11 protein-coding genes are annotated in these 12,645 nt (G+C 72.3%); 4 read left to right on the top strand and 7 right to left on the bottom strand.

Annotated elements, in window-relative coordinates:
• Nucleotides 1-156 precede the first annotated feature (156 nt).
• Together AOK22_RS16965 and AOK22_RS16960 are read left to right on the top strand one after the other, a co-directional pair.
• A complete protein-coding gene (locus AOK22_RS16965; RefSeq protein WP_055699501.1) occupies nucleotides 157-879 on the top strand; it encodes a transketolase in 723 nt (240 codons plus the stop codon).
• Between the two features lie 69 nt (nucleotides 880-948).
• A complete protein-coding gene (locus AOK22_RS16960; RefSeq protein WP_055699500.1) occupies nucleotides 949-1,884 on the top strand; it encodes a transketolase family protein in 936 nt (311 codons plus the stop codon).
• Here the strand turns inward: AOK22_RS16960 and AOK22_RS16955 are convergent.
• The 3 genes from AOK22_RS16955 to AOK22_RS16945 all read right to left on the bottom strand — a co-directional run bounded on the left by AOK22_RS16955 (nucleotide 1,835) and on the right by AOK22_RS16945 (nucleotide 4,642).
• Complete coding sequence (locus AOK22_RS16955; RefSeq protein WP_055699499.1) at nucleotides 1,835-3,154, bottom strand: MFS transporter; 1,320 nt, start codon at nucleotides 3,152-3,154, stop codon at nucleotides 1,835-1,837. The two genes, AOK22_RS16960 and AOK22_RS16955, sit on opposite strands and share 50 nt — an antisense overlap.
• A 67-nt stretch (nucleotides 3,155-3,221) precedes the next feature.
• A complete protein-coding gene (locus AOK22_RS16950) occupies nucleotides 3,222-3,602 on the bottom strand; it encodes an MmcQ/YjbR family DNA-binding protein (RefSeq protein ID WP_055699498.1) in 381 nt (126 codons plus the stop codon).
• A 65-nt stretch (nucleotides 3,603-3,667) separates the two neighbouring features.
• Entirely contained in the window at nucleotides 3,668-4,642 is a 975-nt protein-coding gene (locus tag AOK22_RS16945) for an alpha/beta fold hydrolase (protein WP_055699497.1), read from the bottom strand.
• A 389-nt stretch (nucleotides 4,643-5,031) separates the two neighbouring features.
• Between AOK22_RS16945 and AOK22_RS16940 the strand changes: the two genes are divergently transcribed.
• Together AOK22_RS16940 and AOK22_RS16935 are read left to right on the top strand one after the other, a co-directional pair.
• Entirely contained in the window at nucleotides 5,032-8,565 is a 3,534-nt protein-coding gene (locus AOK22_RS16940) for a ThuA domain-containing protein (protein WP_079036623.1), read from the top strand.
• Nucleotides 8,566-8,575: 10 nt separating this feature from the next.
• Complete coding sequence (locus AOK22_RS16935; protein WP_079036622.1) at nucleotides 8,576-9,478, top strand: sugar phosphate isomerase/epimerase family protein; 903 nt, start codon at nucleotides 8,576-8,578, stop codon at nucleotides 9,476-9,478.
• Here the strand turns inward: AOK22_RS16935 and AOK22_RS16930 are convergent.
• The 4 genes from AOK22_RS16930 to AOK22_RS16915 all read right to left on the bottom strand — a co-directional run bounded on the left by AOK22_RS16930 (nucleotide 9,472) and on the right by AOK22_RS16915 (nucleotide 12,581).
• On the bottom strand, nucleotides 9,472-10,050 hold the full coding sequence (locus tag AOK22_RS16930) for a GNAT family N-acetyltransferase (RefSeq protein WP_055699496.1): 579 nt from the start codon (nucleotides 10,048-10,050) through the stop codon (nucleotides 9,472-9,474). The two genes, AOK22_RS16935 and AOK22_RS16930, sit on opposite strands and share 7 nt — an antisense overlap.
• Entirely contained in the window at nucleotides 10,047-10,610 is a 564-nt protein-coding gene (locus AOK22_RS16925; RefSeq protein ID WP_107101954.1) for a helix-turn-helix domain-containing protein, read from the bottom strand. Before AOK22_RS16925 ends, AOK22_RS16930 begins: the two co-directional genes overlap by 4 nt.
• Nucleotides 10,611-10,686: 76 nt before the next feature.
• A complete protein-coding gene (locus tag AOK22_RS16920; protein ID WP_055699495.1) occupies nucleotides 10,687-11,553 on the bottom strand; it encodes an ABC transporter ATP-binding protein in 867 nt (288 codons plus the stop codon).
• A gap of 2 nt (nucleotides 11,554-11,555) precedes the next feature.
• Nucleotides 11,556-12,581, bottom strand: a complete 1,026-nt coding sequence (locus AOK22_RS16915) for an ABC transporter substrate-binding protein (protein ID WP_055699502.1) — start codon at nucleotides 12,579-12,581, stop codon at nucleotides 11,556-11,558.
• Between the last annotated feature and the right edge of the window lie 64 nt (nucleotides 12,582-12,645).

Here is a 12,645-nt window from a genome sequence, read left to right as displayed (position 1 = left end):
AAGCTGCGCCACGTCCCGTTGCCCGTGTGACCTGGGGTTTCCCCCGGCCGAACGCGCACCGAAACCATACCGCACTCCGACCGGTGATCGCTCACCCCTTTCGTCGGGCCGGGCCGCTGTTGACCTCAAGCGGGGTTCAAGTTGCACGCTCGCGGCATGACGACCACCACGGATCACGCATACGGATACGCCGATCTGCCGCGGCTCATGGGCCGCATGACCGGGGCCGAGAAGCACGGACCCGCCGCGACGTCGACCCTGGACGCGCTCTGGGTGCTCTACGACCGCGTGCTCAGCGTCACACCGGAGCGGGCGGACGACCCGGCACGCGACCGGTTCCTGCTGTCCAAGGGGCACGGGCCCATGGCGTACTACGCCGTGCTCGCCGCCAAGGGGTTCCTGCCCGTCGACTGGCTGGAGGGCTTCGGGTCGTACGACTCGCCGCTCGGGCACCACCCGGACCGGGTGCTCGTACCGGGGGCCGAGATCGGCAGCGGTTCGCTGGGGCACGGGCTGCCGCTCGCCGTGGGGACGGTGCTCGGCCTGCGGGCGCGCGGGCTCACCGACCCCCGCGTATGGGTGCTGGTCGGCGACGCCGAGATGGACGAGGGCAGCAATCACGAGGCCGTCGCCTACGCCGGGCCCGCGGGGCTCGAACAACTGCACGCACTCGTGATCGACAACGCCTCGGCGAGCTACGCGAGGCCCGGCGGCATCGCCGCCCGGTTCGAGGCGGCCGGCTGGTCGGCCGAGACCGCCGACGGGCGCGACCACAAGGCGCTGTACGCGGCGTTCACGGCGCCGCACCCGGGACGGCCGCGCGTGGTCGTCGCCCGTGTCGAGCCCAAGGAGTCCCTGCGCGAACCGAGGATCGCGTGACCCGCCAGGCCCCGCCGCCGCTTCCCCACCCGCGCGTACAGCCGTACTTCCCGGAAGGACCCTTCTGCCATGGACACCATGCGTGACCGTTTCGCCCCCGTCGTCTCGCGGCTGCTCGACGAGGATCCCCGCGTCGCCGTCGTCCTCGCCGAGATCGGCAAGGACGGCTTCGAGGAGGCGATGCGCAAGCACCCGGACCGGGTGATCAACGTCGGCATCCGCGAGCAGCTCCTCGTGGGCGCGGGCGCCGGGCTCGCGCTCGCCGGGCTGCGGCCCGTCGTGCACACCTTCGCGAGCTTCCTCGTGGAGCGGCCCTTCGAGCAGATCAAGCTGGACTTCGGGCACCAGGGCGTGGGCGGGGTGCTGGTCAGCGCCGCCGCCTCCTTCGACTGGCCCGCGGGCGGCTTCACGCACATGTCGCCGGGCGACGTGGCGCTGCTCGACACGCTCGACGGCTGGACCGTGCACGTGCCGGGCCACCCCGACGAGGCCGAGACGCTGCTGCGGCACGCGGTGGCGGCGGGCGACGACAAGGTCTACGTACGACTTTCGGTGCAGGCCAACGCGCGGGCGCTGCCCGTCGACGGCGAACGGTTCCGCACCGTGCGTGAGGGCGGCCCCGACGGCGGCGTGGTGATCGCCGTCGGGCCGATGCTCGACTCGGTGCTCGCCGCGACGGAGGGGCTCGACACGACCGTCCTGTACGCGACGACCGTGCGGCCCTTCGACGGGCAGGCGCTGCGCCGGGCCGCGGGGGCCGGGGCGAGCGCCGACGTCGTGGTCGTCGAGCCGTATCTCGCGGGGACCTCGACCGCCGCCGCGAACGACGCGCTCGCCGATCTGCCGCACCGGGTCCTCGGTCTGGGGGTGGGCCGCGCCGAGCTGCGCCGCTACGGCCGGATCGAGGAGCACGTGGCCGCGCACGGTCTCGACGCGGCGTCGCTGCGCGGGCGGATCAGCGCCTTCCTTGGCGAGCGGAGGCGGACTGCCGTCCCCGCTTCGTGACACCGCCGGCGCGGGGGCTCCGCGCGGACGTCCGCGTGGTCGCGTCGACCCGCACGAGGCCCCGGATCGCGGGGACCGCGTACAGGCACAGACACACCACGACCGTCATCGCGCCGCCCGCGATCAGGACGTTCTCCGCGCCGAAGGCGCTCGCCGCGGGACCGGCGAGCGCCTGGCCGACGGGCAGCATGGCGAGCGATCCGGCGACGTCGTAGGCGTGGATGCGGTTGAGGACGTCCGGCGGGACCTGGGTCTGGACGCTCGTCGCCCACATCACGCCCCAGAAGGAGAGCCCGGCACCGGCGACGGCCGCGCCCACCGCCATCGCCGGCACGCCGAGCTGGAGGCCGACCGCCGTCGGGAAGGCGCCGTAGCCGATCAGGGCGAAGGTGCCGGCGCGGAGCATGCGGCGGGGGCGCAGGCGCAGGGCGACGAGGCCGCCGACGACGGTGCCCGCGCCGAGGGCGGAGTTCACCAGACCGTACGAGCCCGAGCCGTGTTCCTGGACGACGAGGGTCGCCACCAGCGGCACACTCGGGCCCGTGGTCATGATCATCAGCATGCTGTAGACGGCGATGACGCCCCACAGCCAGGTGCGGGCCCTGAACTCCCGCCACCCCTGCGCCAGATCGGCCCGGAAGCCGTCGCTGTGCGGCCGCGCTCCCAGGTGGGCGGGCGGCAGGCGGAGCAGGACGAGGCACAGGGCGCTGAGCGCGTACGTCGCCGCGTGGGCGGCGAACACGGCGCCGGGTGAGGCGAGGCCGACGAGCACACCGGCGACGGCCGGGCCCGCGAGGGACGCGGTCGACTCGGCGACGCGGATCGCGCCGTTGGCCTTCTGGACGTCGGCGGCCAGGCGGGGCACCGTGCTGGCCACGCCCGGCTGGAAGAGGGCGGCGGCCGCGCCGTTGACCGCGCCGATCGCGCAGATCTGCCAGAGCACGACGTGCCCGGTGAAGAAGAAGACCGCCGCCAGCGACTGCGTGACGAACCGGACGAGGTCGGCGCCGATCATCAGCAGCCGGGTGCTGAACCGGTCGGCGAAGACCCCGCCGAAGATCACCAGTCCGGCGAAGCAGACGGTCGTGGCGGCCATCGCGAGGCCGACGGCGCCCGCGCCGTGCCCGTACCGCAGCAGTCCCGCGGCGAGCGCCACCGGCAGCATGGTGTCGCCGAGCTTGGCCACGGCACGGGCCGCGAAGAACAGTCCGAAATCGCGCGACCAGATGCTCCGGTCGCCCTCCCCTTGCGTCCCCGCCCCTGACGGCACGCTGTCACCCCTCCCCTGCGGCACGGTGGGATCATGCCACGGGTGGCAGACAGCGCTCTCTATGTATTCAGTCCGTGGACGGCACCCCCAACTCCGGGTGCTCTTCGAGGAGTCGGGGCGGCGCGGCCTGGCGCCAGGAGTCGGCCAGGATGTCGGCGAGCTCCTGCTCGTCCAGCGCGGCGAGCCGCACCCGCACCCACGCGGACGCCGCCTCGTGGGCGGCCACCCAGAACTTGTCCGGCTCGGCGAGGACCAGTTCGTCGCGCTCGACCTTCGGACAGCGGACGGCGAAGGAGGTCTCGTCGTCCGGCACCGTCACGAACATCTTTCCGGACACGCGGAACGTGGGCATGCTCCACGCGATCTTCTCCACCGTGTCCGGCAGGGCGAGCGCGATGCGGCGCACGTCATCGGAGGTGACGCGGGCCCGTGATCTGGACTTCGACATGCGAAGAACCGTAACCAACCCCACTGACAATCACCCGCCGCACGCCTCGCCCCGGACCGTCCGGCTCACAGCACGCGCTTGTCCAGCCACGCCGTCAGGTCCTCGTGGACCTCGTCCCGGTTGGTCTCGTTGAGGATCTCGTGGCGCGTGTCCGGGTAGCCCTTCCACGTCAGGTCCTCGACGCCCACGTACCGGAAGTCCTCCAGGAGTTCGTGGACGAGCGTCATGCCCTGATTGCAGGGGTCCAGTTCGCCGACGGCGACATGGATCGGCAGATCGACGGGCACGCGCGCGAGGTTGCGCGGGTCGTTGATCTTCCGGATGCCGCGCACCCAGTCCAGCGAGAGCCCCGCGGAGAAGGCGAATCCGCAGCGCTCGTCGGCGGCGTACGCGTCGACCTCGGCCTCGTCGCGCGAGAGCCACTCGAAGCCGGTGCGGTGGACGTAGGGGTCGTTGAACGAGGCGAAGAGGTCGGGGACGTAGGAGGAGAGCGCGGCGCGGCCGTGGTCGGCGATCTCGCGCTCCAGACGGGCGATGTCGCCCTCCGTCTCGGCTCCGGGCAGCGAGCGGAACGTGCCCGAGAGGATCACGCCCGCGAGCTCGTCGGCGTACTCCTGGACGTAGTCCCGCGCGAGCATCGAGCCGAGGCTGTGTCCCAGGAGGAAGAACGGGACGCTCGGGTACAGGGCACGCGCTTGGTCGCCGATGGTCCTGAGGTCGTCGACGATCGCCCGCCAGCTGTCGGCGTCCTCGGCCCCGGGGCCCCCGGTGGTCACGCCGTAGCCTCCCGTGGCCTGCGCGGTGGCGCCGTGGCCGCGGTGGTCGGAGGCGAGCACGCCGTAGCCGTGCGCGGTCAGATGGCGGGCGAACCGGTCGTAGCGCTGGGCGTGTTCGGCGGCGCCGTGCGCGATCTGGACGAGGGCGCGGGGCCTGCCGTCGGCCGGCAGCCAGGTGTAGGTGGCGACGGGCACGCCGTCGCTCGTGGTGCACAGTCCGGCGGTGTACGCGGCGGGGGTGGTGTCGTCGGCTCGGTCGGGCATCGCTGGGGCTCCCCTGGGACGCGGCTGGTTTCCTCGGGGCAGCCTCCCCCGCGCGCGGGACCTCATGCGGGGCCGAAGGGGGTGGCGCCGACCGACCGCAGGGGGATGGCTCAGGCCGACCGCAGGGGGACGGCCGAGGCCGGCCGAAGGGGGATGGCTCAGGCCGGCCGAAGGGGTGCGCGGACCACCGGGACGCCCCGCGAGACCTCGTGCGACCCATTGACCCCCCGCGGAAGCGGAACCTACCCTGAGTCCCGCGCGTTGAAAGCGCTTTCTATCACACCGCGCGGATCGGCACCACCTCCCGCTCACGCTCACGCGCAGACGCGACTCACCGCACACCCGGCGACCGGCAGCCGGCCACCAGCCCAGCCAGCCCAGGGAGCGCCATGAGTTCCACGAGTTCCGCGGCACCGAAGAGCACGCCCGAGAGACCACCGAGGCCACCGAGGAACACGGCGCGCAGGACGCCGAGAGGCGGGCCGAGGCCCCTGCTCGTCCTCGTCGCCCTCCTCGCCCTCGTCGCGGGTCTGGGCCTCGCCGCCCCGCCCGGCGCGGCGGCCGCGCCCGCCTTCCGCGTCCTGGTCTTCTCCAAGGTCACGAACTACGCCCACGACTCGATCCCCGCGGGCGTGGAGGCGATCGAGAAGCTCGGCGCCGAGCACGGCTTCGAGGTCGAGGCCACCGACGACGCCTCGGCGTTCACCGACGCCAACCTCGCCCGCTTCCAGGCCGTCGTCTTCAACAACACCAACTCCACTCCGGAGAAGGGCGATCTGCTCGACGCGGCACAGCGCGCGGCCTTCCAGAAGTACGTCCGGGCGGGCGGCGGCTGGGTCGGGCTGCACGCGGCGTCGGCCAGCGAACGCGACTGGGACTGGTACGAGGGCCTGGTCGGCGCGATCTTCGACAAGCACCCCGAGGTGCAGACGGGGCGGGTCAAGGTCCTCGACCGCGCGCATCCGTCCACGCGGGGGCTGCCCGAGCTCTGGGAGCGCACGGAGGAGTGGTACAACTGGCGCACCAACCCCACGGGGAAGGTCCACACGCTCGCGCAGATCAAGGTGCGGGACGGCGTGTCGGGGCTCGACGAGGGCGTCGACCACCCGTGGTCCTGGTGCCAGAACTACGACGGCGGCCGCTCCTGGTACACGGCGGGCGGGCACGCCAAGTCGGCCTTCCAGGAGGAGGGTTTCCTCCGGCACGTCCTCGGCGGCATCCAGTGGGCGGCCGGTGACAAGCCCGGCGACTGCACCGCGACCAGGACGGGCAGCTTCCAGCGCACTCCCCTGGCCACCGCCGATCTCGCCGACCCCTTCGAGCTGGCCGTCGCGCCCGACCGCCGGGTCTTCTTCGTCCAGCGCACCGGGAAGCTGAAGATCATCGACCAGGAGACGCTCAAGGTCTCCACGGCGCTCGACCTCGCGTACACGCCGGAGATGACGAGCCAGTCCGACGGGCTGCTCGGGCTCGCGCTCGACCCGGATTTCAAGGACAACCACTGGCTCTATCTCCTGCACTCCGACAAGACGGAGAAACGCATCAATCTGTCCCGCTTCACCGAGGCGGGCGGGAAGGTCGATCCGGCGTCCGAGAAGCGTCTGTTGACCATTCCGACCCTGCGGGGCGAGGGCCGGGCGAATTCCCACATGGCGGGCTCCATCGCCTTCGACAAGAAGGGCGATCTGTACATCGCGACGGGTGACAACACCGATCCGTTCGCCTCGGACGGATTCGCCCCGATCGACGAGCGCGAGGGACGCCGCGCCTGGGACGCGCAGGGCACCGCGGGAAACACGAACGACCTGCGCGGAAAGGTCCTGCGGATCACGCCGAAGGACGACGGGACGTATGCCGTGCCGGAGGGAAACCTCTTCCCCGAGGGGACGGACAAGACGCGCTCCGAGATCTACGCGATGGGGCTGCGCAATCCCTTCCGGATCACGACGGACCCGATCAGCGGGGCGCTGCTGGTCGCCGACTACGGCCCCGACGCGCGCAAGGCCGTGCCCGACCGGGGCCCCGAGGGGACGGTCGAGTTCGACCGGATCACCAAGGCGGGCAATTTCGGCTGGCCCTACTGCATCGGCGACAACACCCCGTTCAACGACTACGACTTCGCGACGAAGACATCGAAGGAGAAGTTCGACTGCGCGAAGCTCGTCAACGACTCGCCGAACAACACGGGCCTGCGCGATCTCCCGCCCGCTCAGCCCGCCGACGTCTGGTACGCCTATGCGGCCTCCGAGGAGTTCCCCGAACTCGGCACGGGCGGCGGCGGACCGATGAGCGGTCCCGTCTACGACTACGACGCGGACAACCCGTACAAGACGAAGTTCCCCGAGTACTTCGAGGGGAAGTGGCTCACCTACGAGCTCACCCGGCAGTGGTTCAAGGCGTTCTCCCTCCAGGAGAAGGACCAGACGTTCACCGATCCGCGGTTCCCGCCGGCGAAGGCGGGCGATCTCCAGTCCATCAACTCCGTCTTCGGCGACATGAAGTGGAACCAGCCCTTCGACGCCGACTTCGGGCCTGACGGCGCGCTGTACGTCATCGACTTCGGACTCGGCAGCGGCACGGGCCGGGGCGGCAGCAACGAAGGCTCCGGCATCTACCGCATCGACTACGTCGCCGACGGCCGCCTCCCGGACGCCCGTGTCACGGCGTCCCCGGACAACGGCGGCGCCCCGCTGACCGTGGCGTTCTCCAGCGAGGGCTCCGGGCTCCCGGGCGGCAAACCGGTCACGTACGCGTGGGACTTCGACGGCGACGGCACGACCGACTCGACCGAGGCGAACCCGACGCACACCTACACCAAGAAGGGGCAGTTCAGCGCCCGCCTGAAGGTGACGGGTCCGGGCGACCTCAGCGGGCTCGCCGTGCGGGAGGTCACGGTCGGCAACACGCGTCCGACGGTGACGATCCAGCAGCCGCCGAACGGCGGGATGTTCAGCTTCGGCGACACCGTGCCCTTCACGGTCAAGGTGACCGACAAGGAGGACGGGCGGATCGACTGCGCGCGGGTCGTCGTCCAGTCCCAGCTGGGGCACGACTCCCATCTGCATCCGCTGGACAACTACACCGGGTGCACGGGCGAGATCGTGACGGACGCCGGCGACAGCCACGGGCCCGGACAGAACCTGTACTACGGCATCACGGCCCAGTACGAGGACAAGGGCGCCGGTGACGTGCCCGCGCTGACCGGGTCCGCGTCGCTGACGCTGCGGACGTCGTTCCGGGAGGCCGAGCACCGCACGGCAACCGGCGGCGCGCACGACGGGGTGGTCACCGGGGACCGCGCGGACGCGTCCGGCGGCAAGCGGCTCATCGAGATCGAGGACAAGGACTGGGTCTCCTTCGACCCGGTGCACCTCAAGGGCGTGGACTCCGTGACGGTGGGCGCCGCGTCGGGCGGGCTCGGCGGCGACGTGGAGTTCCGGGCCGGCTCCCCCACGGGCAAGCTGCTCGGCAAGGTGACCGTGCCGAACACCGGCGGCTGGGACCGGCTCGTCTCGCCGACCACCGCGCTGGCGAAGCACGACGGCACGACGAAGCTGTACGCGGTCTTCACCAACCCCCAGTGGTCGGCCGACAAGCCCGATCTCCTCACGCTCGACTGGCTGCGCTTCAACGGCCCGGGCGTGGAGAAGCGTCCGGGTGCGAGGGTCTCGCTCACCGCGGCCCCGGGCAGCGGCGCGCCGCCCCTGGCGGTGACGTTCACGAGCAAGGTGGAGCTGCCCGCCGGGCGGACCGCGGCCTCGTACCACTGGGACTTCGGTGACAACTCCAAGCCGTCCGGTGGCACGGAGGGGCCCGGCGCCACACACACCTACGCGCGCGCGGGCGCGTACACGGCTCATCTGACCGTGACGGACGACAAGGGCGACACGACGACCGGCGCGGTCCGGATCACGGCGAAGTGAGGACACGGCGATGAGCGGAGAAGGAAGAGAGATCCGTTCCGGCGGCTCCGGTCGCGTTGCCGGCTCCCGGCGTGCCTTTCTCGGTACGTCGCTGGGGCTCGCGGCGGCGCTCGGCGGGGCCCTGCCCGCGCGGGCCGCGCAGCAGGGGGTCCCCCGGCGGCGCATCCCGCGCGGGGGCATCGGCATGCATCTGTACACGATGCGCGACGCCCTGGCCCGGGACTTCGCGGGGACCCTGGAGCGGCTCGCGGCGATCGGGTACGCGACGGTCGGCGTGAGCGGCCGCCACGGGTACGGCGCCCCCGACATCCGGCGGATGCTGGACGCCGTGGGGCTGCGGGCGGTCCTGGAGCACGTCGCGTACCCCACGCTGACCGGCGACGGGCTGCCCCGGGCGCTCGACGACCTGCACACCCTGGGCGCCCGCTGGCCCGTGGTGCCGAGCCTGCCCGGCGCGCTGCACACGCCGGACGGGTTCCGGGAGGCGGCCCGGCAGTTCAACCGGATCGGGCGGGCCTCGCGCGAGGCGGGGCTCGGTCCTGTGCTCTTCCACAACCACGGCTCGGACCACGTGGTGGTGGAGGGCACGAACCTGTACGACGTCCTCGTCCGTGAGACCGATCCCGAGCTGGTCGCCTTCGAACTGGACGTGTACTGGGCGGTGAAGGGCGGCGCCGATCCGGCGACGTACTTCCGGCGCCATCCGCGCCGCTTCCCCGCGCTGCACGTGAAGGACATGGCGGCCGACGGCGGCTTCGCGGACGTCGGCTCGGGGACGCTGGACTTCGCCGGGATGTTCGCCCACGCGCGCGTGGGCGGCGTCCGGCAGTGGCTGGTCGAGCACGACAGTCCGGCGGATCCGTTCGCGACGGCGCGGAACAGCTACGCGTATCTGGCGGCGCTGCGCTACTGACCCGCCGCGCCGTCCGGCTCGGCGCCGCCGCGTGCGGCGCCGAGCCTCCGGTGGAACAGGGTGGTCGGGTGGAGGTTCCCCGCCGGGTCCGTCGCGTAGTCGGGGATGGTGCCCGACCGGATCCATCCCGCCCGCTCGTAGAGGGACTCGGCGGGACTGCCGGTCTCGGTGTCCAGGACGAGCAGGGTCACGCCCGCGCGGGCCGCCGTGTCCTCGGCGGCGGCCAGGAGCGTGCGGGCGAGGCCCTGTCCGCGGGCGCGGGGGTGGACCATCAGCTTGGCGATCTCGGCACGGTGCCGGCCGTTGGGCTTGTCGACGAAGGCGAGGGAGACGGTGCCCGTGACGCCGTCGGCGTCACGGGCCGCCCAGACGGCGAGGCGTCCCCCGGCGACCGCCGTGCCCTGTGCGCGCCACCAGGCGGCCGCCGTGGCGCGGTCCAGGCCGGCCAGGAAGCCGAGCGAGGCGCCGCCGCGCACGGTGTCGACGAGGAGGTCGGCCAGCGCGTCGGCGGACGCGTCCAGGGCGGCGGCGTCGAGCCGGGCGACGCCGGCCGTCGCCGGGGCCGCGGTCACGGCTGCACCACCACGAGCGCGTACCGCACGGCCTCCTCGCCGCGGCAGCGGAAGCGCGAGGCGCCCCACAGGCGGTAGCGCAGGCAGTCGCCGGTGCGCAGCGTGTGGACCTCGCCCTGCACCGTGACCTCCAGGCTCCCTTCGAGCACCCAGATGTGCTGTTCGAGTCCGGGCACGGCCGGCCGGTCGTACGCGATGTCGGCGCCCGGCTGCAGCCGTCCCTCGACGAGTTCGCCGCGCATCCCGATGTGCGGCGGCGAGACCTGCCAGCGCATGAAGCCCGCGTCGTCGTCCGCCCAGACCGCCTGGTCGACGGCGCGCACCAGCTGCGCGGGCTCGGCCTCCACCTCGCTCAGGAGCTGCGACATGGTCCGTTCGTAGACGGCGCACAGACGGTTCAGGAGGGCCGCCGTCGGGCTGATCTCCGCGCGCTCGGCGCGGGACAGGGTGGAGCGGCTGATCCCGCTCAGCTCGGCCAACTCACCCAGGGACCAGCCGCGTTCGGCGCGCAGCTCGGACAGCCGGGCGGCGAGCCGCGCGTCGACTCCTTCGTGTTCCATATTCGGCACGCTATCCCGGATACGGGATGTCGACAATGTGGTCTGCCTCTCAGCCGGGCGCCCGCGCGGCCGGGCGTCAGTCGTGCGCCGACGCCGCCCCGAGCAGCTCCCTGATCCGCCCGGTCGCCGTACGGAACTCGGCCGAGGCGAGGGTGGCCGCGTAGGCGCGCTCCGGCGGCAGACCCACGTCGATGACCTCCGTCACCGTGCCGGGCCGCGGGCTCATCACCACCACGCGGTCCGCCAGGTACGCGGCCTCGGCGATCGAGTGCGTCACCAGCAGGACGGTGGTGCCGGTCTCGCGCCAGATGCGGTTCAGCTCGACGTTCATCTGCTCCCGGGTGAGCGCGTCGAGCGCCCCGAACGGCTCGTCCATGAGCAGCACGGGCGGCTCGTGCAGCAGCGCCCGGCACAGCGCGACGCGCTGCTGCATGCCGCCGGACAGCTCGTGCGGATACGCGTCCTCGAAGCCGCCGAGCCCCGTCATGCGGATCAGCGCGTCGGCACGCGCGCGTGCCTCGGCCGCGGTCATCCTCCGCATCTCCGCCTGGAGCAGGATGTTGCGGCGTGCGGAGCGCCAGTCGAGGAGGGCGGCGCGCTGGAAGACGTATCCGATGTCGCGCCGTGGCCCCCGCACCCGCTCGCCGCCCAGGAGCACCTCGCCGGACGACGGCGTCAGCAGCCCCGCGATCAGCTTGAGCAGCGTGGACTTGCCGCAGCCCGAGGGCCCGACGATCGCCACGAACTCGCCGGCGCCGATGTCCAGTGAGACGTCGCTCAGCGCCGTGACGTCCTTCTTCTTCGTACGGAAGCGGACGGCGACGTCGTCGAGCCGCACGGCGGGCGCGGCGCCGCTGCCGCCCGTCCCGCCCGCGCGGGCCGTCTCCTTCTCGAGCGTCGCGTGCTGGGGCCGCGCGCTCCTGAGTCCCGTGTGGTCGGGCATGCTCACCCCTTGATCCCCTTGGCCGAATCCCAGTACTCCGACACGGACTTGAGGCTCTTGACCATGCCCGCCTCCGCGAAGACGTCGATGGTCTGCTTCCAGTCCGCCTCCGTGTTGGCTCCCGGCGCCTTCCCCTCGGTGGCGTCGGTGTGCAGCAGCGTCAGCGTGGTCGTGAACTGCTCGGACAGGACGTCCTTCGGCGGGAGTTGCTCGGACGCGCCCTCCATCGCGGCGACGGCGGGGCCCGGCCGCTTCTCGGCGGCCGCCCACGCGTCGCTGACCGCCGCGGTCATCCGTTTCGCCAGATCGCCCCTGCCCTGAAGGGTCTTGGCGCCCGCGATGAGGCCGTTGGAGTAGAAGTTCAGGCCGTGCTCGGAGAAGCGGAGGTAGGAGACGTCCTTCTTGGCCTTGTTCCGCATGGTCGGGCCCTGGTCGCTCGCGTAGCCGAGCAGCGCGTCCGTCCTGCCGGAGATCACCGCGGCGATCTTGCCCGCCGGGTCGGTGTTCTGGATGTCGACGTCGGAGACGTCCATGCCGTTCTTCTGCAGGAAGATCGGGAAGGTCTTGGTGAGCGCGTCGCCCGCCGTGCCCGCGACCGTCTTGCCCTTGAGGTCGTCGGGCGAGCCGACGCCCTCGGCCGTGAAGGACTGCACGGAGGCGGGCGTGGTCTGGAGGAACACCCCGAGGCTCTTCACCTTGACGCCCTGGTCGACGCCGGCGAGCAGGGCCGGGGTGTCGGCCCAGCCGAAGTCGGTCTGGCCGGCGCCGGTGGCCTGCACGGTCTTCTGCGATCCCTGGCCCGCCCTGATCTCCAGGTCGATGCCGTGCTTCTCGAAGATCTTCTGCTTCTTGCCGTAGTAGAACGGCGCGTGCTCGCCGTAGGGATACCAGTTGAGCGTCAGGGTCACCTTGTCGAGCTTCTCGCCGGAGTCGCTGACGCTCGTCTTCGCGTCGTCGCCGCAGGCCGTCGCGGTCGCCGCGACGAGCGCCAGGGGGACGAGGCCGGTGAGGAGTCTGCGCGCGTGCATGGAACGGCCCTTCTCGCGTACGGAGGACATGGCTGGGGCGTGGCCGGGGGGGGCGGCCGGGGCG

This window comes from Streptomyces silaceus (assembly GCF_001419745.1).
Classification (GTDB): domain Bacteria; phylum Actinomycetota; class Actinomycetes; order Streptomycetales; family Streptomycetaceae; genus Streptomyces; species Streptomyces silaceus.
Note: the sequence above shows the minus strand (reverse complement) of the source record. Positions and strands in the feature narration are given on the sequence as shown.